The sequence below is a fragment of the Peribacillus sp. FSL P2-0133 genome, assembly GCF_037975445.1.
Classification (GTDB): domain Bacteria; phylum Bacillota; class Bacilli; order Bacillales; family DSM-1321; genus Peribacillus; species Peribacillus simplex_E.
Genome location: NZ_CP150254.1, coordinates 2,041,497 through 2,065,877 on the forward strand (window position 1 = coordinate 2,041,497; position 24,381 = coordinate 2,065,877).

The 24,381-nt window shown below is 36.6% G+C and carries 19 protein-coding genes and 1 pseudogene; 16 read left to right on the forward strand and 4 right to left on the reverse strand.

From position 1 onward, the window contains the following. Nucleotides 1–1,084: 1,084 nt before the first annotated feature. The 12 genes and pseudogenes from MKY17_RS09845 (at nt 1,085) to MKY17_RS09900 (ending at nt 14,218) form a co-directional block, all read left to right on the forward strand. Nucleotides 1,085–1,375: a hypothetical protein gene (locus tag MKY17_RS09845; protein ID WP_339201777.1), complete on the forward strand. Its 291-nt coding sequence runs from the start codon at nt 1,085–1,087 to the stop codon at nt 1,373–1,375. A 189-nt stretch (nt 1,376–1,564) separates the two neighbouring features. Beyond that, nucleotides 1,565–2,290 carry a ThuA domain-containing protein gene (locus MKY17_RS09850; RefSeq protein ID WP_063234582.1) on the forward strand — a complete coding sequence of 242 codons (726 nt, stop codon included), beginning with the start codon at nt 1,565–1,567 and terminating at the stop codon, nt 2,288–2,290. 23 nt (nt 2,291–2,313) lie between these two features. After that, nucleotides 2,314–3,366, forward strand: coding sequence for a Gfo/Idh/MocA family oxidoreductase (locus MKY17_RS09855; protein ID WP_098372823.1), 1,053 nt, complete (start codon nt 2,314–2,316; stop codon nt 3,364–3,366). Nucleotides 3,367–3,429: 63 nt separating this feature from the next. Then, nucleotides 3,430–4,398: a sugar phosphate isomerase/epimerase gene (locus MKY17_RS09860; RefSeq protein WP_063234584.1), complete on the forward strand. Its 969-nt coding sequence runs from the start codon at nt 3,430–3,432 to the stop codon at nt 4,396–4,398. Nucleotides 4,399–4,532: 134 nt separating this feature from the next. Next, the gene (gene ugpC / locus MKY17_RS09865; protein WP_098372824.1) at nt 4,533–5,672 is read left to right on the forward strand and encodes a sn-glycerol-3-phosphate ABC transporter ATP-binding protein UgpC; all 1,140 of its coding nucleotides are present in this window, start codon (nt 4,533–4,535) and stop codon (nt 5,670–5,672) included. Nucleotides 5,673–6,156: 484 nt separating this feature from the next. After that, a complete protein-coding gene (locus MKY17_RS09870; protein ID WP_098372825.1) occupies nt 6,157–7,155 on the forward strand; it encodes an ROK family glucokinase in 999 nt (332 codons plus the stop codon). 703 nt (nt 7,156–7,858) lie between these two features. Continuing rightward, nucleotides 7,859–9,271 carry a DHA2 family efflux MFS transporter permease subunit gene (locus MKY17_RS09875; protein WP_339201780.1) on the forward strand — a complete coding sequence of 471 codons (1,413 nt, stop codon included), beginning with the start codon at nt 7,859–7,861 and terminating at the stop codon, nt 9,269–9,271. Between the two features lie 503 nt (nt 9,272–9,774). Further along, nucleotides 9,775–9,906 (forward strand): hypothetical protein, encoded by a 132-nt coding sequence (locus MKY17_RS09880; protein ID WP_339201781.1) that lies wholly within the window; start codon nt 9,775–9,777, stop codon nt 9,904–9,906. Between the two features lie 412 nt (nt 9,907–10,318). Continuing rightward, the gene (gene ftsZ, locus MKY17_RS09885; protein ID WP_144552890.1) at nt 10,319–11,341 is read left to right on the forward strand and encodes a cell division protein FtsZ; all 1,023 of its coding nucleotides are present in this window, start codon (nt 10,319–10,321) and stop codon (nt 11,339–11,341) included. A 201-nt stretch (nt 11,342–11,542) separates the two neighbouring features. After that, nucleotides 11,543–12,148 carry a purine/pyrimidine permease gene (locus tag MKY17_RS09890; RefSeq protein ID WP_339201784.1) on the forward strand — a complete coding sequence of 202 codons (606 nt, stop codon included), beginning with the start codon at nt 11,543–11,545 and terminating at the stop codon, nt 12,146–12,148. A 414-nt stretch (nt 12,149–12,562) separates the two neighbouring features. After that, a pseudogene (locus tag MKY17_RS09895) lies at nt 12,563–13,160 on the forward strand (ankyrin repeat domain-containing protein). A gap of 98 nt (nt 13,161–13,258) precedes the next feature. Next, a complete protein-coding gene (locus MKY17_RS09900) occupies nt 13,259–14,218 on the forward strand; it encodes a DUF4822 domain-containing protein (RefSeq protein ID WP_144552886.1) in 960 nt (319 codons plus the stop codon). A gap of 596 nt (nt 14,219–14,814) precedes the next feature. Here the strand turns inward: MKY17_RS09900 and gucD are convergent. From gucD to MKY17_RS09915, 3 genes are all read right to left on the reverse strand, one after another. Beyond that, nucleotides 14,815–16,281, reverse strand: coding sequence for an alpha-ketoglutaric semialdehyde dehydrogenase GucD (gene gucD / locus MKY17_RS09905; RefSeq protein WP_339201786.1), 1,467 nt, complete (start codon nt 16,279–16,281; stop codon nt 14,815–14,817). A gap of 172 nt (nt 16,282–16,453) precedes the next feature. Beyond that, nucleotides 16,454–17,347: a fumarylacetoacetate hydrolase family protein gene (locus tag MKY17_RS09910; protein WP_339201787.1), complete on the reverse strand. Its 894-nt coding sequence runs from the start codon at nt 17,345–17,347 to the stop codon at nt 16,454–16,456. A 73-nt stretch (nt 17,348–17,420) separates the two neighbouring features. Beyond that, complete coding sequence (locus MKY17_RS09915; protein WP_339201788.1) at nt 17,421–18,188, reverse strand: IclR family transcriptional regulator; 768 nt, start codon at nt 18,186–18,188, stop codon at nt 17,421–17,423. A 638-nt stretch (nt 18,189–18,826) separates the two neighbouring features. Between MKY17_RS09915 and MKY17_RS09920 the strand changes: the two genes are divergently transcribed. The 4 genes from MKY17_RS09920 to MKY17_RS09935 all read left to right on the forward strand — a co-directional run bounded on the left by MKY17_RS09920 (nt 18,827) and on the right by MKY17_RS09935 (nt 23,611). Continuing rightward, complete coding sequence (locus tag MKY17_RS09920; protein WP_144552878.1) at nt 18,827–20,815, forward strand: YjhG/YagF family D-xylonate dehydratase; 1,989 nt, start codon at nt 18,827–18,829, stop codon at nt 20,813–20,815. 277 nt (nt 20,816–21,092) lie between these two features. After that, complete coding sequence (locus MKY17_RS09925) at nt 21,093–22,544, forward strand: GntP family permease (protein WP_339201789.1); 1,452 nt, start codon at nt 21,093–21,095, stop codon at nt 22,542–22,544. 426 nt (nt 22,545–22,970) lie between these two features. Beyond that, nucleotides 22,971–23,324, forward strand: coding sequence for a hypothetical protein (locus tag MKY17_RS09930; RefSeq protein WP_339201791.1), 354 nt, complete (start codon nt 22,971–22,973; stop codon nt 23,322–23,324). 62 nt (nt 23,325–23,386) lie between these two features. After that, nucleotides 23,387–23,611, forward strand: coding sequence for a hypothetical protein (locus tag MKY17_RS09935; protein ID WP_339201793.1), 225 nt, complete (start codon nt 23,387–23,389; stop codon nt 23,609–23,611). A 276-nt stretch (nt 23,612–23,887) separates the two neighbouring features. Here MKY17_RS09935 and MKY17_RS09940 read toward each other — a convergent pair whose 3' ends face one another. Next, a complete protein-coding gene (locus tag MKY17_RS09940) occupies nt 23,888–24,103 on the reverse strand; it encodes a tyrosine-type recombinase/integrase (RefSeq protein ID WP_339202348.1) in 216 nt (71 codons plus the stop codon). Nucleotides 24,104–24,381 lie beyond the last annotated feature (278 nt).

A 24,381-nucleotide genomic window follows, 5' to 3' on the forward strand; every position in this document is an offset into this window, starting at 1 on the left:
CTAACTTCCGTCAAACGACTTGTTTCATATGTAAACATTTAATCCGTTAATTTCACGATTATGTGAATGAAAAATATATGAAGCATATATTTTGAAAAAAGGGTTAATAGAGGTGGATGTAGATGTAAATGAAGGTTTTCGAAAACAAATGCCCCAGATAGAAAACGAAAACATAATATGATGTGATGTTACACACATACACAATGATAAATATACAGTTACAAATAGTTGGAGTGAAGAGAGGTTAACATAAGCGAAATCAAAAAACCATTCACAGAAAACCGAAATTACCAACACAAAATAGGCGACTATTTCTGCCATCTTAGGGGAGAGAAACAGACTAGTTGGAGATGGGAAATGAAAGAAATCATAGGAAGCACAGTCTATAAAAAGAAGAGTCTCCAGGATAGAAGATGTGTCTTTAGAAAGCCGAAGTTCGTGGATAAAAGTAAGCGCGACTTCCGAAAGTTCACGTGAGATAGTTAAAAGATTGCTAATGCTAATTGTACAGGTAAAACAACATTCTTTCAGCTAACGGGCGCGGGTTTTATTCGAGAAGGAAGAAGCATAGTTTATCCGGACTGATCATCAATCGAATAAAAAATTTTTACCTTTGAATCTAAGCCCCAGATAAGTCATTCTATCCTTTGATTTGAAGTAGCTATTTGTGCAAGAATAGTTCCCTTTTTTATAGTAATTTTTCTGTCTGTACATGCTTTTCAAGCTTAGACACTCATTTTACATAAACACTATACAAATATACCCATAAAGGGGTGATACCACTTTTTTTGCAGTAACAGAATATCTTATAAAATAAATAAAATTCAAAAATATCTGAAAAATCATTGAAAAGGTTTTACACATGTGCTAGTGTGTTTTTAGAAAACGTTTACGTAGAAAGTTGGTGGAAATTACAATTATTGATGCAGCAAAGAAAGCCAGTTTTATCTGTTTCTGGCATTCAGAAAAGTGATTGACGAGATTGGTTATCAGGCTAAGGTTGTTGTACTAGATATATTGCTTACTGGTTCTCAAAGTATCGAAACAATTAACAAGTGAAGTTTTAACAGGAATTGATGTTGGGATGATTGCCGGAACAAAAGGAGATGTCATTTCGACAATTCCTCGTGTAAATGGATTTAAGGACGCTATAAATGATGTTGGTGTTACGGTAACCATTCAAATAAGTACATATGAGTACATATGGGTATTATGGTCTTCAACGTGGAATAGAAAGGGTGGTTCAAGTTTGGACTATCCAACATTTACAGCCGTATTCTGTTCAAGTGATGTAATGGCTGTTCCACAACTCACGGGCATTGACAGCCGTTATCCGCTATCCGCTATGAGGAAGACGACAGTACCATTAACGTAAACGTTTACGTTGTTTTTAACGACTTAATTCAGTGCAGTCCATAGAGTGATAGGTTGGCAGGCAGACCTCTAAAGCAAATACTTTAGAAAGCGGTTGGGCAGTCAAATCGACAGCTTATGTATTGTGAAGTTGGAGATTTACGGATAATAATTTCAATACATCAAATCAAAATGAGAGGGAGTATTTATGATGGTAAAAGTAACTGTATGGAATGAAAATCGACATGAACAAAAAAATCCAGTTGTAAGAGAAGTCTACCCTGAAGGTATTCATGGTGCTATTGCAGCATTTTTAAAAGAAAGCGGATTTGATGCAAAAACAGCTACATTGGATGATCCCGAACACGGTTTAACAGATGCTGTATTAGAAGAAACAGATGTGCTGATTTGGTGGGGGCATTTAGCTCACGATGAAGTAGACGATGTAATTGTTAAAAAGGTAAAGCAGCGTGTATTAGATGGAATGGGCTTAATCGTATTGCATTCAGGCCATTTCTCCAAAATTTTCAAAACATTAATGGGTACAAGTTGTGATTTAAAATGGCGCGAAGCAGATGAAAAAGAGCGTCTTTGGGTAACAGATCCTAGTCATCCGATTACTGAAGGCATTTCAGAATATATCGAGCTAGAACGCGAAGAAATGTACGGGGAACATTTTGATATCCCGGCTCCAGACGAATTAGTCTTTACGAGTTGGTTCGAAGGTGGGGAAGTTTTCCGCAGTGGTTGCACATATAAACGAGGCAATGGAAAAGTCTTTTATTTTAGACCAGGCCATGAAACGTATCCAACATATCACAATAAAGATATTCAACGTGTCATTATAAATGGCGTGAAATGGGCACACCCAGTTGACAGAAAACGTCCTATATACGGAAATGCAACACCACTGGAACGAATTGCAGTGAAAAATTAAGGATATTAAAGGGGAAACTGATTATGAAAACAGTAAAAGTAGGGATTATAGGTTGTGGAAGTATCGCTCAACTTCGTCATTTACCAGAATATAAAATGAATAAAGAAGTAGAGATTGTAGCAGTTTGTGATATAAATGAACAGCGCGCCATTGAAGTTTCCAAGCAGTATGGTGCAAAAGTATATAAAAATTATGAAGAATTACTCGCAAGCGAAACGGTAGATGCAGTGAGTGTTTGTACACCAAATTATTTGCATGCGCCTATATCAATCGCAGCTTTAAACAAAGGCGTTCATGTATTGTGTGAAAAACCAATGGCTACGTCAAAAGAAGAAGCTCAGGCTATGATTCAAGCAGCAAAAGAAAGTGGCAAAAAACTTATGATCGGTCACAATCAACGCTTCGTTTCATCCCATCAAAAAGCACGTCAGCTTATTGAATGTGGTGAAATTGGAAGAATATATAGCTTCCGTACCGCATTTGGTCATGGAGGACCTGAGCAATGGAGTGTTGACGGTAAAGAGAGTTGGTTCTTTAAAAAGAAAGAAGCGTTTATTGGAGCCATGGGAGATTTAGGTGTGCATAAAACAGATTTACTTCGTTACATTCTTGGAGAAGAAATCGTTGAAGTAGGTGCATTTGTGCAAACGAACGCTAAAGATTTTGCTAATGTCGATGACAACGCAGTATGTGTGTTAAAAACAGAAAGTGGAATTATTGGAACGCTCGCATCTAGTTGGGCGTACGTGGGTCAAGAAGATAACTCCACGATTATTTACGGTGAGAAAGGAATTCTTCGTTTAGAAGATCATCCAACGTATTCCTTAATCGTTCAATACGCAACAGGTGTGGTTGCAAATTATGAGCTTGGCAAAATTCAATCAAACGATGAGGGCGGCCAAGACAACTCACATGTGATTGAACAATTCGTAAATGCTATCGTAGAGGATAAAGAGCCAGCCGTTTCAGGAGAGGAAGGGGCAAAATCTCTATCTGTTATTCTAGCCGCTATTGAATCTCATGAAACCAAACAAATTGTAAGTACCTTTTTAGCGATAAAAGAGCCAGCAGTTTAAAATCTGCTTTATAAAAAATATCTTACCATATTAAGAATTTGGGACCTATAGGAGGAAAACAACGTGAAATTGGGTGTATTTACTGTTCTATTTGCAAACTATTCATTTGAAGACATGCTAGATAAAGTGCAAACAGCTGGGTTACATACCGTGGAAATTGGGACAGGCTGCTATCCAGGAAACCATCATTGCCCGTTAGATGAATTATTAGAAGATGCGAATGCGAGAGAAAGCTATAAAAAGAAAGTAGCGGATCGTGGATTGACGATTAGTGCATTTAGTTGTCACGGAAATCCTATCTCACCAGAAGAAGGGTTTGCAAAAGAATCCAATGAAACCTTACGTAAAACGATTAAGCTGGCCTCTTTACTTGATGTACCTGTTGTCAACTGCTTTTCAGGAACAGCTGGTGATCACGAGGGGGCTAAATACCCAAACTGGCCGGTTACTCCATGGCCAAATGAATATGGTGAGATCTTAACTTGGCAATGGGAACAAAAGCTCATTCCTTATTGGAAAGAGGTAGGAGAGTATGCAAAAGAGAATAACGTGAAAATCGGATTAGAATTGCACGGAGGATTTTTAGTTCATACACCTTATACCTTGTTAAAACTTCGAGAACAAACATGTGATGCAATTGGAGCGAATTTAGATCCAAGTCACTTATGGTGGCAAGGAATTGATCCAGTGGCAGCCATTAAGATTTTAGCCAAAGAAAATGCCATTCATCATTTTCATGCCAAAGATACTTATTTAGATCAAGAAAATATTAATATGTTTGGGTTAACCGATATGCAACCATATGGAGAAGTTCGCTCGCGGGCATGGACGTTCCGTTCAGTTGGTTGTGGACATAGTTTAAAAGAATGGTCAGATATGATGAGTGCATTACGCACATACGGGTATGATTATGTGGTAAGTATCGAGCATGAAGATGCGATCATGTCTATTGATGAGGGATTCGAACGTGCAGTGACAAACTTACAAACGGTTTTAATTGAGGAATCACCTTCACAGATGTGGTGGGCATAACAAGTTAATTTTATTGAAAGATCGTTGTGGTATGAATCTACTTGATCCATATCACAATATTTTTTCAAAATCAAATTATCATAAAATTCTAGTCTATTACAAATTAAAAAATCTGATTCAAGAAGGAGAAAACAATGGCCGAGTTAAGTTTAAATCATATTTATAAAATCTACGATAAAAACGTAACAGCAGTGAAAGATTTTAACCTTCAGATTGAAGATAAAGAATTTATTGTCTTTGTCGGTCCATCTGGTTGTGGTAAGTCAACTACTCTTCGCATGATTGCAGGACTTGAAGAGATTTCAAAAGGCGATTTTTTTATCGATGGTAAACGTGTCAACGACGTGGCACCAAAAGACCGAGATATTGCAATGGTCTTCCAAAACTATGCTTTATATCCCCATATGAGCGTCTATGACAATATGGCATTCGGTCTGAAATTACGTAAATTCGCGAAAGAGGAAATTGATCGTCGTGTACAAGAGGCTGCCCATATCCTTGGTCTAGAGCAATACTTACAGCGTAAACCAAAGGCCCTTTCGGGTGGGCAACGTCAACGTGTTGCTTTAGGTCGTGCAATCGTTCGTGATGCAAAAGTATTTTTAATGGATGAACCTTTGTCCAATTTGGATGCAAAACTGCGTGTCCAAATGCGTTCTGAAATTGCTAAACTACATCAACGCTTACAAACCACCACAATTTATGTAACACATGATCAAACAGAAGCGATGACCATGGCAACTCGTCTTGTTGTTATGAAAGATGGAATTGTTCAACAAGTGGGTGCACCAAAAGAAGTATATGACGAACCTGCAAATGTATTTGTTGGCGGGTTCATTGGTTCTCCTGCGATGAACTTCTTTACTGGTACCTTAAAAGAGGGTATCTTCCATATCGGACCGGTACGTATTGAGGTGCCAGAGGGAAAAATGAAAGGATTACGTGAGCAAGGATATATAGGTGAACAAATAATTTTAGGTGTACGTCCAGAAGATTTTCATGATGAGCTGATTTTCGTTGATGCCTCACCGAATACAACAATAAATATTAAAGTGGAAGTGGCAGAATTAATGGGTGCTGAAATAATGGTTTATTCACAAATTAATGATCAGAACTTTGTTTCGCGCGTGGATGCTCGTACAGAAGTGAAAGCAGGTCAACAAATGAAATTAGCTATAGACATGAACAAGGTACACTTCTTTGATAGTAAAACGGAGACTCGTATTCCACTTCCTATGAAAACACATAAAAGAAGAGAAGCTGGTGTCTTATAACAGATGTATGAACTACGAGAAATAAGTTTTTTAATTTCAATTAAAAATATAGATAAATTAGTAAGGGTAGAGTGAGGATTAATGGTAGAAAAAAATTGACGTACTTCTTCGTCATGGACTCCAATCTCGATCTGGTGCTGAAATTTGTAGGAAAAGCATCATCTTTTAACAGTGACATTAATATTGTGAAAAAGGAAAAAAGGTAGTTGAGAAAAGTAATATCGGGGGAATGGCCCTGACAGTTAGACATGGCAAAGGAGTTTAAATTTACTGCAGATGGAGACGATGAACAAAGGGCTATCGTAGCTCTAGAAAAATTTCTATTGAACAAGGAAAGATAGGAGTTAAACTTCTTAATTACTATATAAAAAAGTAAAGCTGTATAGTCGATAGCTAGTACAAGATTAACGAATTTAATCTTAACTTGCCGTAAGGTGAAGGCATACAGTTCCTTGCCAACTTGAATGAAAAAGGGTGAGTATTGATGGATGAAAAATGGTTAGTGGGTGCAGATATAGGCGGTACAACTATTAAAATGGCATTTATCAATCAAAATGGTGAGATTATATATAAATGGGAAATTCCTACCAATATAAATGAAAAAGGGAAAAATATTCCTAAGGAGATGGCTAAATCAATAGATCAAACATTAAGTGAGTTGGGGCAAGAAAAACAGAAGTTAATTGGTATTGGGGCTGGAGCACCCGGTCCTGTTAACTTGGGGAATGGTTCTATTGATGTCGCAGTTAACTTAGGGTGGAATAACTTTCCTTTGAAGGATCTTCTTGAAATGGGAACATCTTTGCAAGTCATAGTTGAAAATGACGCAAATGCAGCAGCCATTGGGGAGATGTGGAAAGGTGCTGGACAAGGGTCAAAAGATTTATTATGTATCACCTTGGGAACGGGCGTTGGTGGTGGAATTATTTCCAATGGGCAAATTGTACATGGAATAAATGGGGCAGGTGGCGAAATAGGGCATATTACCTCTCTCGTAGAGGATGGGGCACCTTGTAATTGTGGGAAAACGGGATGTATTGAAACCATAGCATCTGCCACAGGTATTGTTCGTTTAGCGATTGAAGAATTATCTTTTACCGAGACACCAAGTAGACTGAGGGATTTTTACAATGAACATCAAATATTATCATCTGAGCTAGTATTTGAAGTAGCGAATGAGGGTGATGAATTAGCTAATAGAGTGATTGGGAAAGTTACCCTTTATTTAGGATTAGCATTAGCTCATCTTGCGAATGGTTTAAATCCTGAGAAAATTATCATTGGTGGAGGAGTTTCCAAAGCAGGGGATGCACTGTTAGTACCTTTAAAAGAGCAATTTACTCGTTTTGCTTTTCCAAGAGTATTGCAAGGAGTGGAGTTAGCCAATGCCACGTTAGGAAATGATGCAGGAATTATGGGAGGCGCTTGGTTGGTGAAAAAAAGATTACTAAACAGGAATGGAAATACACCTTTATATTTGTGATAGCACAATGAAAAGGTATAAGAATCAGAAAATAATAAATAATAATTTTATTTTTTACTATTTAAAGAGCATCGGTATTTTCAAAGTGCTCTTTTTTAATTTCAGCACAAAACTTATATTCTACAAGGGGATACAATGTAAATGACGAAATGGGTAGGGAAGACTAAAGATAAGAACACTCTGGCCATTCATCAAGCCACTAACGAATAACAAGGTAACCTACTTTATAAAATGACATTATCCTTAGTTGACAATATTTATACAAGAAGAAACCGAGAAAAGAAAAATTACTTGAAAGATGAGATCATATATAACCAAGGATAAAATAGTCTTGGTCCTACGAATGTATGACAGTAAGGAATATTCCATTAAAGGAGTTATTTCACAGTTTTTTTATACAGAGCTATTCAGAAACGGACCCTATAAACAACATAAGGAGCATTCACTTTGCTCCTGTGTTCCCCATCATCTCTCTACTTATCTGCTACTTTGCGGTCTGTGACAGCAACCCTGTGACTAGGCCAATACGCACATCAATTGCAACCTGTTCTTCAAAGGAAATCCACTTTTACTGTAGGGAAAGTAATTATTTAATGCCGAATTTATTGCTTTTATTTTCAACAGCAAATAACTGGATATCTGATGTGAATTCGTGTAATCTACAAAAGTATGTTTTTTTCCAAATCGTAAAGGGGGACCATAATTGAGTTCAACAAATAGTAAACAGACAACAATTGTTGCCCTTTTGCTAGCGGGTACATTTATTGCGATCTTGAATCAAACATTAATGATTACCGCGATTCCTCCTGTAATGGAAGAAATGAATATTACGGCAAATAGTGCACAGTGGCTAACTACCGTTTTTATGCTGGTTAATGGGATCATGATCCCTGTTAGCGCGTTTTTACTGGAGCGCTTTACCACCAGACAGCTCTTCCTTTCAGCCATGGGGATTTTTGCTATTGGTACATTGGTAGCGGGGCTAGCTCCTAATTTTGGAATGCTGCTGCTAGGAAGGATGATTCAGTCGAGCGGAGCCGGAATTATGCTCCCGTTAATGCAAACAGTCTTTCTAATGATTTTCCCTGTTCATAAACGGGGTGCAGCAATGGGACTGGTCGGGTTGGTCATTTCCTTCGCGCCGGCTATTGGACCAGCTTTATCTGGCTGGGTTACGGAGACCTACTCATGGAGGGTGTTATTCTTTATCATTCTTCCAATTGCTATTATTGATATCATAGTTGCGTTCTTCGCTTTAAAAAATGTAACAGAAGTTACACGGCCAAAAGTGGATGTGCTTTCGATTGTTTTATCTTCCGTAGGTTTCGGTGGATTATTGTATGGATTTACAGCTGCAGGTAATTATGGCTGGACAGACGAGAGTACCATCATATCCCTAGGCATTGGAACAATTTCACTTGTTTGGTTTATCAAAAGGCAATTGCGATTGAAGCATCCAATGCTGGAGTTCCGTGTGTTCACGTATTCATTATTCCCGATTGCCATTATTATTGGAGCCATTACCTTTATGGGTCTGATAGGTGCCGAAACGCTGATCCCGCTATTTATGCAAAACATGCGAGGATTTACTGCGTTTGAAGCTGGATTAGCGATACTCCCTGGAGCACTTATTACCGGGTTAATGTCCCCGTTCATTGGACGTATTTTTGACCGGATTGGGGCCAGGTGGTTGGTTATTGGCGGATTACTCCTCATAACCGCTTCCTCCTTTACTTTTATGGATGTTGGTCCTTCGACAAGTTTTACATTTATAATGGTAATGTACAGTATTCGGATGTTCGGATTAGCCATGGTTATGATGCCTGTTTCAACGGCCGCCTTAAACCAGCTGCCTAAACGGTTAATCGCCCATGGTGCAGCAATGGATAATACGATGAAAATGATTGCCGCATCTGTAGGTACTGCAATACTTGTTACTGTAATGACATCAGCTACCGAAAATGCTCAGCAGCGTCCTGAGATAGTCCATCCTGATATGTATGGCGCGCAAATCTCATTTATTGTCATCGCTGTACTTTCGTTAATTAGCTTCCTCATTTCTTTTAAAATAAAGGATCAAAAATCAGCAGGAAAAGAGTTCGGAGAGAAGAAATAAAGATTTGAATCCGAGTTTTTTAAACTAAATATCCTAATTTCGCCGCCAGAGTAGAAAAGATTGCAAGTATCACTGGACTTAAGAATGTTATTGTTGTGAAAGAGTGGTATTCTGGTGAATTTGGAACTACTTACTATTAGTACCACAATGATTACGGCGAACTTGGAAAGACATTTATAACAGGTAAAGTCAAAACAACGCCTGCAATCGATCAAATACTGTATAACATAAGAGAAATAAAGCCAGTTATCTTTCGAACAAACAACAAAGCAGGGAATCCCAATTTTCGGGATACACTGCTTTGTTGTTTTCATTTAGAATACCAAATAGGATTAAATCTCGGTTTTAAACATTTAATTTCAGCCAGATAGAGTTGTTTCTTATTTAGACACAATTGAAATTATGTTCAAAAATAAATAATGCGTTTTCATTTATCAGAAAATTAATCTAAACATGAAATTAATTTTAACGAGTGAACATAATTTCTCAGAAGGTAGGATGACATGTACTCGAATGAAGAAATGATTGTAGTAGCAAAGATGTATTATGAGATGAACCTTACACAAAAGGAAATAGCAGAAAAACTCAGCTATTCAAGACCATTGATTAGCCGGATTATTGAAATTTCAGGTTGATAATGTTTCCACTTGAATAAAATTTGCTTTTCGATACTAATCAAGCACCTTTTTTAGAGTAATAGTATCAGTATGTCCTAGATTTAGAGATTAATTTCAATTTTATTGAAATTTTTTGAACCAGAACCTTATAATGTATATATTGATTTAAAAGTGGAATTACCTTAGAATAAAAAGAAAAGATTACCTTTTTAGGATATCGGATCTTTCCAACTTTAGAAAAGAGTGGAAGGGTTCAATGAAAGGCATTGTCGTTAGCAGTTTCCTTTACGGGCTGCTAACGACAATGCCTTTTTATTTAACTAAACCTAAATATAAGAAAGACAAAACATTTCGAATAAAATGAATGAGTGTTTCCGATATTTATTTGAATAGTTTGAGGTAAATTCAATGAACTTGGAGGTGCTATAAAATGGAGTTTGTTACAAGTGTAAACTCATTAGTCAACATTAAAGTAATTGGTATTGGGGGCGGAGGAAATAACGCCGTTAACCGTATGATCGAGCATGGAGTTAAAGGAGTAGAATTTATTGCTGTTAATACAGATGCACAAGCTCTTAATTTATCAAAAGCAGAGATCAAAATACAAATCGGTGCAAAATTGACAAGAGGTTTAGGATCAGGGGCAAATCCAGAAGTAGGTAAAAAAGCAGTTAATGAAAGCAAAGAGCAGATCCAAGAAGCATTAAAAGGTACAGACATGGTATTCGTTACAGCCGGAATGGGCGGAGGTATAGGAACGGGTGCTGCCCCTGCTATTGCTCAACTTGCCCGTGAGCTTGACATACTAACCATTGGCGTTGTAACACTTCCGTTTGCGTTTGAGGGCCATAAGCGTGCAACACAAGCAGCAGGCGGAATCGCCTCAATGAAGAAAGCAGTGGACACATTAATTGTTATTCCAAACGATCGCTTATTGGAGATTTTACATAAAAATACACCCATGCTTGAAGCATTTCGTGAAGCGGATAATGTTCTTCGCCAAAGTATCCAAGGTATATCGGATTTAATTGCTGTACCAGGTTTAATCAATATTGATTTTGCTGACGTGAAAACAATAATGTCCAATAAAGGGTCTGCTTTAATAGGCATTGGCAGAGCAACAGGTAAACATCGCGCTGTGGAAGCTGCAAAGAAAGCCATTTCCAGTCCGTTACTTAACACTTCCATCAACGGAGCACAAGGTGTGTTAATGAAACTCACGGGCGCCAATATAAGTTTATTTGAAGTACAAGAGGCAGCAAATATTGTTACTTCTGAGGCAGACTCCGAGTTAAATATGATTTTCGGTTCTGTTATTAATGAAAACTTAAAAGATGAAATTATAGTAATTATCATTGCTACTGGCTTGAATGATCAGGAGGTTCCATCATTAAAAATGTCTGCCCGCCCTTCAATAGCCGAAATGGAAAAACCACTGTCACTAGAGTTCTGATGCAAAAATTTCACGAAGGGAGCCGTTTAGGTTTCCTTTAGTACGTTAAGGTTTTTAACTCCTTAATAATTGTAAGCTTATAAGGATGACGAGAATCGTACTTCCTTCATGACTGATCACTCCTTGAAAATGGTCCATCAATTAAAGATGTGGCAGAAAAAAGGGGTGAATCTTGAATAACCATTAACTGCTATTTGGAATTTGATACCATCTAGCATCTCGGATTCTTCGATGATAAAAGTCCCTGAGATCTTTGCGTGGGGATTCCCAGACTGGAACGCAGGAATTATTTTAACAGCAATAATATTTACGTTTATTTTGATTTCAAATACCATCGCTGCAGTAAATGCAATGAGTGTTGTGATTCCGAATGAGGCAGTTACTCCATCAAAGTTAAACCGAGGAACATGGGCTGGTGGGATTTCTCACATTCTTTCTTCGGCCTTTTCAACACTAGGGGTTGTTCCATTACCTGTTTCAGCTGGATTTGTACATATAACAAAACAATTCAAGGTGCTCCCTTTTCTAATAGCTTGCGCATTGTTATCAATTGTTTCGTTTTTTCCCGCTGTTGTCCAGTCATTAGCGGGTTTACCTGTTTACGTAGCGAGTGCTGCTTTAATGGCAACGATTATTCAAATGGTTGGGATTTCCATGCGAAATATAGTAAAAGATACGTTAGACCAAAGAAGATTAACAATTTTAGGTGTTACATTGCTAATAGGGATAGGCTTATGTCATTACCAGATGGCTCATTCAGTGGTCTTCCTGTGTTGCTCCAATATATTCTTGGTAATGGACTGTTAGTAGGGACGATTATCGCGATCGTACTTGAACAAGTTTGGAGGCCTTCTTAAAACAAGAAAATGACCAAGAGGTGTTTAAATTAAATAATGTGTTTTCGACCCGTCACAAAGGTGGCAGTTATTTTTTTATAAACATGAAGAAATTTTAAGAATAAGTTTATCTTTTTTTAAGAATTTTTTAAACGGAAGTTTTTAATTGGGTATTAACATAATAGAAGTAGAAACTAAGTTCAATGAGTGGATCTGGTCATTTCAAGTTTATAGCAAAAAATAATAAAGAAGATAGGCAGGTGATTTTGATGTGGAGGTGGCTAACAATAGTTATTGGAGGCATTAACCTCCTTTAGGGATGTGTCTCAGATAATGATGCAGAACCAATTCTACACAGGAAAAAGAGATAAGGGTAGAAATAGATATGAATGAACACTTAAATCAAGCTGCAGAACGCAAGGAAACAGAAACAATAAAGAGATTGATTGAGGAAGGTGTCGATATAAATACAAAGGACTCAGAATGACAACTGCTACTACTACTATGATCGCACCTTATAATAATAATGTCGAAACCACTAAAGTCTTGATAAAAGCGGGGGCTGACATCAACATTCAAGATAACATGAAAAACAATCCTTTTTTATATGCCGGTGCAAGAGGATATGTTGAACCTCTTAAGCATACGATCGAAGCAGATACGGATCCGGCGATGATTAACCATTATGAAGGAACTGCATTGATTCCTGCTTCAGAACATGGTCATATAGATGCCATCCAGGAACTTCTCACAAGACCGATATTGATGTAAATCATGTAAATGATCTCGGTTGGACCGCATGAATGGAAGCAATCGTGTTGAATGACGGTGGTGAAAGACAATAGCAAGCCATACAATTGCTAATCGATCACGGGGCGGATGTGAACATTCAGGATAGAAATAATGTAACTCCTTTGCAACATACACGTGGGAAAGAGTTTAAAGAGATTGAACAAATTTTGTTAACAGCAGGAGCAAAATAGCCAGATTGTGTAAGCTTCCAAGTAAGATTAATACCGTATTACTGCTTAAATATTAAGATAATCTAAAATATACTGCAAAAAATGAGGAGACGATAAAAATGAACAAAAAAGCAATAACATCAATATTGCTCGGTTTCACATTAGTATTAACAGGTTACAGCGGCGCTAAAGCCCAAGAAAATCATAGTGAACATTGGCAAAAACGAGCTGTTAAAGAGACTAAAAAGGAAAACAAGTTAACCAAAGGACAGGTAATGGCTAACATTCTTAGCAGTACAGATTGGCAAGGTACAAGAGTGTATGACAAACATCATAATGACTTAACAAAAGAGAATGCAAACTTCATTGGTCTTGCGAAATATGATGTGAAAACAGGACATTATGAATTTTTTGATGCAAAGACTGGGAAAAGTCGTGACGATAAGGGAACATTCTTTATCACTAATGATGGGAAGAAGAGAATATTAATTTCAGAATCAATGAATTATCAAGCTGTTGTTGACATGACAAAACTAAATAAACATGTTTTTACTTATAAAAGAATGGGAAAAGACGCTAATGGCAACGATGTAGAGGTATTCGTTGAACATGTTCCTTATAAAGAAAAAGAGCTTTCTTTTACTGATCCGGACAAGCAGTTGAACACTACTACCGGAGATATTGTTAAAGACGTTGATGGAGATAAGATTTTAGGCAGCACCCTTTGGCACGGAACAAAGGTATTAGACGAAGATGGCAATGATGTAACAAAGTATAATTCGATGTTTATAAGTCTGGCAAAATTTGATGACAAGACTAATAAATATGAATTTTTCAATGTTGAAACAGGCAAAAGCCGCGGTGATTATGGCTACTTCGATATTGTACACGAAAATAAAATAAGAGCCCATGTTTCAATTGGAAATAATAAGTATGGTGCTGCTCTTGAACTTACCGAACTTAATAATAATAAATTTACGTATAAAAGAACTGGTAAAGACAAAGATGGTAAGGACATAACTATATTCGTTGAACATGAATCTTATAAAGGTGATCTTAAACCAAAATTTAGTTTTTAATAAATGTCAAATAAGATTGACATGTCGTCAAGAACGGAAAGGTATTCTGTAGCTTTGAAATAAAGTTGCACCGTTTTAAGAAAATCGCACCATTTAAAACAAAGTTTGATCGAAAATCCTGTACTGAGATGCAGGATTTTTATTATTCCGCAAAACGGGAGCGATAATGGAATAAAATTTAGATTTAAATGACTTTATTGTTATATTTTTAGGTACAGTATTTTATCAGCTGCAAGGCTTCTTTATAAGCCGAAAACATTGATTTATCAACGATGTATAAAAAAATCTTGCACAAACGATAAAAAAATAACAAATGCATTTGGTGTTATTTGAAGAGAATGAATGTAAAAGGGATGAGTTTATGAAAGCCATTATGCGCCTTATTTTTTTATTTATGCAGGTTTATAAACATCCTTGATTTAGCAAAGCTTTGTTCTGTTCTCCACTATAAAAAGTGCATAAGAGCTATAGCTTTTATGCACTTTTCTAAGTATCAATTATAAGTTTTTGTGGGTTCGTTTTTTAACTAGGTTTATTTCATGAGAACATAATTAATAGCTAGAACATATCTGGTATATATTCTTCTGAAAAATCATTTATGCCTTTACAAATACGGTTTTAATGGAAGTGAAAAACTCAATTGCAGCTTCTCCTTGCTCACGAGAGTGGGAGCTAGATTGTTTCATTCCCCCGAATGGGGCTTGCAGTTCAACTCCCGCAGATTCAGCATTAATACGTACGAGACCAGCATCCATCTCATTAATAAAAGAAAGCATGTGACCAATATTTTTAGTGAAAATAGAAGCACTTAGTCCAAATTTCACGTCGTTTGCAATTTGTAATGCTTCTTCTAAAGTCTCAACTTTGATAAGGGCAAGCACTGGTCCGAAAATTTCCTCTTGGGCAATAGACATTCTATTACTAACATTTTCAAAGACAGTAGGTTCCATAAAGAATCCATTAACTAATTCATCTTCCTTCATACGTTTACCGCCATAAATCAATGTTGCGCCCTCATCTAGTCCTTTCTTTACGTAAGAAAGGACTGTATTCAGCTGGTTCTCACTTGCACATGGCCCCATCCATACATCTTCTTTTAAACCATTCCCAATTTTTATTTCCTTTATCTTTTCAATAAGTTTATTTTTGAACTCCTCGTAAACTTCACTTTGTACGATTACACGACTAGTAGCTGTACATTTCTGTCCCGTAGAACGGAGTCCTCCACTAATAGTTGCAACTACTGCCTCTTCTAAGTCGGCGTCATTGGCTACAATTACAGGATTCTTCCCACCCATTTCTAACTGATACTTAGCACCACGCTTTAGAGCTCCTAGGCCAATTAATTTACCAACGGCATCAGATCCTGTGAATGTAATTCCATTAATATCCGGATGATTAGTAATCGCTTGACCGATGACGGCCCCAGGGCCTGTTACCATATTAATAGTACCCATTGGAAGCCCTGCCTCGTCAAAACATTCTATTACTTTGGCTGCGGTTACTGCGGCTTCTTGAGCTGGTTTAAGAATAACAGTATTTCCATAGATGAGTGCCGGTGCTATTTTCCAGATGGGGATTGCCACTGGGAAATTCCAAGGTGTGATAACACCTACAACTCCAAGGGGAGCACGAGTAGTGAACATCAGTGCTTCAGAATCCGATGAAGGAATCACATCACCTATTTTTCTCATCCCTTCTCCTGCATAATAACGAAGGATAGCGACACCTCTAGCTGTTTCCCCTTTTGCTTCCAGAAATGTTTTTCCCATTTCACGAGTCATCGTTTCCGCAATTTCATCAATACGTTGCTCGAGTGCATTCGCGACCTTATACAAATACTCTCCACGGGCAGCACCGGATAGCTTCCCCCAGAAAACTTGAGCTTCCTTCGCAGCAAGAACCGCGTAATCTAAATCTTCTTTTTCAGACTGTTGTACATAACCGATGATTTCATGACGATTGGCTGGATTGATACTAGTATCAACCTTTTGAATAGAAGCAGTTACCCATTTACCATTGATATAGTTTAAATACGTTTTTTCGTCAGTTTTTACGTTCATCTTATATACCCCCATATTCCTTGAAACAGTTTGCTTAATCCTGAAACATTGAATGCCAAAGTCTTTATTGTAGTTAATTTTATTGAGTAGTAATAGAACTCTCGTTAAACTAGTGTTTTTCTAAGAATTCAATGAGTATTTTTCTGCATGATTAGTGTGTTATCGGATTTACTCAAACTAATATGTGTTTTGGTAACTTTACACTATTTTTCAAGACACCAATATTAGAGACTTCAATTTCAATCTCATCGCCATCTAATAAGGTAAAGTCATTTGGTGGAATTATACATGTACCAGTCAATAATACAGTACCGTCAAAAATTTCATTGTCGCGTATGAGGAAAGATATTAATTCATCAAATTTTCTTTTTAACTGGTTAGTATTCGCTTTTCCCTCTACTTTAAGCTCGTCATTGCGGTAGATTCGACATGTGATGTCAAATTTGTAGGGATCTTCCACGGACTCTGCCAAAAGAATTGCCGGCCCAATGGAACAAGAATTTTTCCACATTTTTGCTTGTGGTAGATAAAGAGGATTCTCTCCTTCAATGTCACGACAACTCATATCATTTCCAATCGTATATCCAAGGATTTCACCTTCTCTATTGATAACAATGCCCACTTCTGGCTCAGGAATTTGCCAATTAGAATCACTACGTATATAAACTTCCTGCCCTGGACCAACCGTACGAGCAGCCGTAGACTTAAAGAAAATTTCTGGCCGTTCAGCCTCATATATCTTGTCATAGAAAGTGGTTGCATCAAGCTTTCCACCTGTTGCTTCATAGTTACGTGCATCGCGACTACGCTCATATGTAACACCGGAAGCCCATACTTCTTCAGCTACGATAGGAACAAGTAACGATAAATCTTCTACAGAGTATGGAATGGGCTTTGACTTGGAAATAGTAAATTCTACAAAAGAGAGTGGAGAAATATTTTGTTCTTTTGCCTGTTGGATTAATTCAATCAATCCTTCTTGAGGAAGAGGGTATACTTTTCCCTCATTTGTAACAGCTGCTAGAGTTGCTTTTGAATGCTCATTTAAATATCGAATAATACGCATAAAAATAGCCTCCTAATGTTTTATATTATAAAACTGAGTTTTTATATATAGACAAAAGAGAAGGGAACCACCTCTATGAAATTGGTATCCCATTTCCCATTTGTTCTGATAATTGGAAAGCTGCTTGTTTCAGTTGTTCAATTAATATTTCTAGCTGAGCCTCATCTATACGAGCTATAAGTGTAGAAAGGCTAATAGCTGCAATAACTTTATTCTCATGATTTCGAATAGGTGCTGCAATACAGCGAACACCTGGCTCGTTTTCCTGATTATCAACAGCGTACCCTTGAGATTGAACTTGGTGAAGCTCACGCAAAAATTCAGATTCACCTGTAATGGTAAATTCAGTTTGTTTAAAATAGACATATTCATTTAGAATTTTTTTTATTTCTTCCTGTTCTTTAAAAGCTATTAAAGCTTTACCAACAGCGGAGCAGTGAAGTGGAATTCGTTTCCCTATTTTTGAATAAAGAATAACAGCCATAGGACCTTCAACTTTATCAATATAAACTCCCTCTTTGCCGTCTAGTATAACCAAGTGGGCAGTCTGTCCGGTTTTTACCGATAAATCCATTAAGTATTTTTTTGATAAATCTCTAACGTCTAAAGACTGAATGACATGGTTTCCTCTTTCAAAGAGCTTCATTCCCAATCCATATTTCCCATTCTCAGGATTTTGACTGATATAGCCATGAATTAAAAGCGTTTTCAATAAAGAATGAACAGTGCTTTTGTGAAGTCCTAACTGATTACTTATATCTGTTATTTTCAATTCTGCTGTATGTTCGTCAAACAAATCAAGAATACGAAGAGCACGATCTACTGATTGAATAACAGGCATGAATTCCACCTACTTGTTTTAAATTATAAAACCCGTTTTTACTATTACAAACATTCTTGCAATTCAAATATAATACTAGTTTTTTTAAAATGTCAAGAAACATAATTAAATACAAGGATATCTTTTGTCCAAAGAAAAATTATAAAGAATTCATTTATCATTCTCATTCTACAAAGCGAAATTATTAAGTCATACACTTATCCACGTAAGATTTATAAGAGTTAATATCTTGTATAGAAACTAGTATTTTTTTAGAATTATACCCTCTGTTATTAAAACAAATAGATTCCTTACGTAGATAGGAGTAAAATGTAGAGGTTTCTTTTAAATAACATGAAATCTTACTCTATAAATGGCTTTGAAAAGTTAATTGACTTTTCAGAAAAAATATGATTATTTTAAAAGGCAACCAAAGTTTAATATAGATAAACTGCGTTTTATAATATAAAACGAAAGGGGAGGTTTTTATAGAGAGTATACCAAGATAAACAGTCCTAAGAATATTCAATCTTTCAGATTATAAAAATTGAAATAGCAGTAGGCAAGCATGATAGTAATTGCTTAGCAGATAATTATGTGAGCAACATAAAATATTTCTTTTTTTGAAATAAAAAAATCTTATTAACGGAGGAATACATATGTCATTGCAATCGATATTTGGCGAAGAGGATGTATCTTTTTACAAAGTTCAAACTCATTCAAAAGGGGCAGATGGTTCACTCCCACTTACATCAGAAATGTTGCTAGATTCACCAAGTGGTGACCTTTTTGGATTATCCCAAAATGTTGGAATGGGATGGGCACCTTCAAACCTCCTTGGAAAACAAGTTCTAATCCTCGGTACTCAAGGTGGAATTAGGAATCATGATGGTACTCCAATTGCATTAGGCTATCATACTGGCCATTGGGAAATAGGTTTATTAATGAAGGCGTCAGCTGAAGAGATTAGTAGACAAGGAGGGGTTCCTTTTGCAGGATTCGTAAGTGATCCATGTGATGGTCGTTCTCAAGGAACTACCGGCATGTTTGATTCCCTTCCTTTTCGAAACGATGCAGCTATAGTTTATCGAAGATTAATTCGATCATTGCCTACGCGTCGTGCAATTATTGGGGTAGCTACATGTGATAAAGGTCTTCCAGCAATGATGGTAGCTCTAGCGTCAATGCACAACTTGCCAACTATCATTGTCCCTGGAGGGGTTACTCTTCCACCTACAAATGGAGAAGACGCAGGAAAGATTCAAACAATTGGGGCAAGATACGCAAACAACGAAATCACTTTACAAGAAGCTGCTGATCTCGGATGTCGTGCGTGTGCTACACCGGGAGGAGGATGTCAATTTCTTGGTACAGCTGGCACCTCCCAAGTAGTTGCTGAAGCCATTGGAATGGCCTTACCTCACTCTGCACTAGCACCTTCAGGTCAGCCAATATGGATGGAGATGGCTAAGCAATCAGCACGTGCAGCTTTAGAATTGGAGAAGAAAAAGATATATACCAAAGATATTATTACGGATAAAGCGATAGAAAATGCTATGGTGATTCACGCAGCTTTCGGAGGTTCAACAAATTTATTACTTCATATTCCAGCAATTGCTCATGCAGCTAATTGTAAGATACCCACTGTTGAAGATTGGACTAGAATCAATAAGAAAGTTCCTCGCTTAGTAGATGTACTACCAAATGGTCCTGTTGGTCACACAACCGTTAAGGTATTCCTAGCAGGTGGGGTTCCAGAGGTTATGCTTCATCTAAGAAAATTAGGTGTCCTGCATGAAGATGTACTAACTGTTACCGGAGAAACCCTTGGTGCAAACCTCGATTGGTGGGAAAAATCAGAAAGACGTGCAATGATGAAAAAACAATTGTTAGAAATTGATGGAATTGATCCTGATGATATTATCATGGATCCAGTCAAAGCAAAAGAAAAAGGTCTAACTTCTACTGTTACATTCCCGAAAGGAAATATTGCCCCTGAAGGATCAGTAATTAAATCAACTTCCATTGATTCATCTGTGGTAGGAGAAGACGGAGTGTATCGACATACAGGAAAAGCTAAAGTCTTTACTTCAGAAAAGACAGCTATAAAAGCTATTAAAACAGGGGGCATTGAAGCAGGAGATATTATGGTTGTTATGGGCGGTGGTCCTTCAGGAACCGGGATGGAGGAAACATATCAACTAACATCGGCATTAAAACATTTGTCTTTTGGCAAGCATGTCTCCTTGATTACAGATGCGCGTTTTTCGGGTGTTTCTACTGGCGCATGTATTGGACATATTGGACCTGAGGCATTGGCTGGGGGAGCAATTGGGAAATTGCGTGATGGAGATGTTATTGAAATCATTGTTGACCGTAATCAGTTAGTGGGTTCCGTTAATTTTGTTGGAACTGAGAATGAAAGACTTTCTTTAGAAAAAGCAACTAAAGTCTTGAAAGAACGGGACCTTCATCCAGACCTCAAACCGGATCCTGGTCTTCCGGATGATACTCGTTTATGGGCTGCGCTTCAATCAGTAAGTGGAGGAACTTGGCGCGGAAATATCTATGATACAGATCGAATTATTGAAGTTCTAAATGCGGGGGTAAAAGCATTAGGTGAAGAAAAAACACTAGTTCAAAATTAACCTATAATTGCACAATTTTAAAGCACATTAAGACCTTACTTTTTTCATTCATAGTTTATTCTCCCATTTTAATTAAATAGTTGTGTACGCTAAAATTTTGTAATAGCTTCAAATGTAAGCGATTACTATATTTCGTTTTTTCAAATAACTACACTTTATGACTAGTAAACAAAATAGCATAAGCATCCTAGAGTTACTTACTAATTAAAATATAGGGTCAGTATTTTTGTAAGTGGAGCAAATGGAAATATTTTAATTATTTTTTTGGAGGTTTATTATGCCATTACTTATCGTAGCGATTGGGATTATCATGTTGCTAATTTTGATTACTGGATTCAAATTAAATACATTTGTTTCATTAATTATTGTATCTTTTATTGTATCTTTAGCACTAGGAATGCCGCTAGAAAATGTTGTTAAATCAATTGAAGGTGGATTAGGAGGTACACTTGGTCATATAGCTTTAATATTTGGACTTGGTGCAATGCTTGGTAGGTTAATTGCTGATGCAGGGGGGGCCCAGCGTATTGCAATGACCTTAATTAACAAATTTGGAGAAAAAAGAATTCAGTGGGCTGTTGTGGTTGCTTCGTTTATTGTGGGTATAGCACTATTTTTCGAAGTAGGATTAGTTTTATTAATTCCAATTGTATTTTCAATTGCGAAAGAATTAAGAGTTTCTATTTTGCACCTAGGTATTCCTATGGCTGCAGCCTTATTAGCAACTCATAGTTTCTTACCCCCACATCCAGGGCCAACAGTAATAGCTGGTGAATATGGTGCAGATATTGGATTAGTTTTACTTTACGGTATTATTGTCGCAATACCAACCGTCATTTTAGCAGGTCCTCTATATACTAAGGTTGCTAAAAAAGTTGTACCTGATGCATTCAACAAAACAGGTAATATAGCTTCTTTAGGCGAACAAAAAACATTCCAACTTGAAGAAACACCAGCTTTCGGTATAAGTGTATTGACTGCAATGTTCCCCGTATTATTAATGGCTATATCTACAATTGTTGATATGATTCAAAAATCAGTAGGATTTGAAGGGAATACATTATTAGAAATTGTTCGTCTTATAGGGAACCCTTCGTCTGCAATGTTGATATCTTTATTTCTTGCATTCTATACAATGGGAATAGCAAGAAATATTCCAATAAAAGAAGTGATGGATTCTTGTTCATCATCAATTGCAGCAATTGGTGTGATGCTATTAATTATTGGAGGTGGGGGTGCTTTCAAGCAAGTACTAATTGATGGTGGTGTAGGGGATTATGTAGCAGAATTATTCACAGGAACTTCGATGTCACCTATCATACTTGCTTGGTTAGTTGCTGCGATATTACGGATATCTTTAGGATCAGCCACAGTTGCAGCTATGTCCACTGCAGGATTAGTTATTCCAATGTTGGCTCAATACGACGCTAATTTAGCCTTAGTAACTCTTGCAACTGGAGCAGGCAGCTCAATTTGCTCGCATGTTAATGATGCAGGATTTTGGATGATTAAAGAATATTTTGGATTAAGCATAAAGGAAACATTTTCAACATGGACAATACTTTCCACTATTACTTCTATAGCAGGATTAGGGTTTATTTTATTATTAGATGCATCCTTCATTATTTCGGGAGCAGTAATAATTCTCATTAGTATAGTAGCAATATATTTCAGTATGTTTGACCGATCTAAGGCTAAAAGAAACGCTTTGGGGGATATAAAGGCATAAAACCTTTTGGAAAACAAGGGGACGGTTTGAGACCAGTGATAAAGTCTATTTAAATAAGAAAGAGAAGTTGATAACCTACTATAAATAATGTAAGACGGGGGAAGAATTGCTCGTGGTGATGGTGATTTAAGAACAGCGAAATAAGTTTATAAAGCTGCTCGTCCAACAAGATCTGCTCGATGAAACAATTTCCGGGAGATGTATATAAGAGTAGTTTTTTTCGTGGTCCTCATTGTGAGGACTTTTTTTGTTGCAAATATAAACACCCAATTAATTCTAGGTATTTTGGGAGTAATGAGCGTATATTGTATTGGATGCGCTTCAAAAGAATTATTTTATAAAAAAGCCCATTTTACTAGATTGGTTCGATATACCAGAAATGGAAAAATTGAGAGGGTTATATTAATGAGTAGGGAAGTGTAAATAATGCTCTGGAAAATTTACTTTTGGCTAATTATAGCTATATCGATAGCATCATTGTTTGTAGAAGCGGTTCATGGTCCGGTGATAGAAACTACGGATACTGTTATCAGTATTATTTCCACAATTGGATTATTTGGTTATGTATATAACAAACAATTGTTATCAAAGTCATTCTGGAAATTCGTATTTATAATAACTGTAATTGAAGTGCTTGCATACACAATGTTGGATGTGCTTAATGATCCAGAACTTGGAATAGGAGGAATGATTTTTGTTACAGCTTTCACGCTTATCATAATGTATCCTTTCTTTCTAGGTTTATATAGATATGGATTCCGTAAGCAAAATTTAGCTTAGTGATTTCTTAAATTACAGATACATTTGTTTGAATAAGGCATTAAAAAAGGAGACCATAAAATATGTTAACAGTCGATAATTATATTGATTCTATTAAAGCTAACCTTGAGAAACATTCAGATTTGTTAGTAGGTAACCTTAAAAATATCATTACATACCACTATTTTTCTGAAATAGATTTGTTGGATTTTACCGCATTTATTGAGACTACTACTTTTGAAATTTCAATAAGGATGTTCTCTATGGATAGGGGGCTTTTCCAATTTGGTATTTCAGTTAAAAAATAAATTGAAAATGCTCACCTATTTGCTCACCTGCCATTGAAATATTATGATATTAAGTGAAGTTATTTTAGGTGGATTTGACCAAAGATGTTGGTATTATTACCTTGTTATTTCCTATTAAATTAATAATTGAATGGGCGGCATGATGTAATAAGGGGTTAAAACCTTGTTATATCAACGTCTAAAATGATAATATGCTATTCTTGTCCTCGTTTTTTTTAAAACACGGCAACCTGTGACAAAAAAGCTAACTATAGGAGAAGGTCCTTCAGCAGTTTGCTAAACTGTTGGGAGGCCTTTTCTTCCATATTGGCTCATGTGAGCATAGATATTCATTGTAGTATTAATATCTGTATGTCCAATTCGCTGTTGTATTTCTTTAATGCCAACTCCAGCTTCAATCAATAATGAAGTTTGCGTATGTCTAAATGAGTGTGGAGTAATGTTCTTTTCTATTTCTGCTTTTTTTAGAAGCCTTTTTAGCCGGGTCTCAATAACTTTTCTTAATTGTGGACTCCCATTCTCTCAAGCGAAAATAAATCCGTTATCTTGGTAAAAAAGTCTGTTTTTTAATTTAATTTAATTTAATTTTGTTTAAGCCGATGCTTCTTTAACATGTTTATCAGCATTTCATCAATCCTGATTGTTCGGACAGAGCCCTTTGTCTTTGGCGTTACAAGCTGATATTTTTCAAAATGATTGTTAGGGTTATAAAGAGTTTTAGTAACTCTAATAGAACCTAATCTAAAGGCGACATATAGATATCTGGAAGA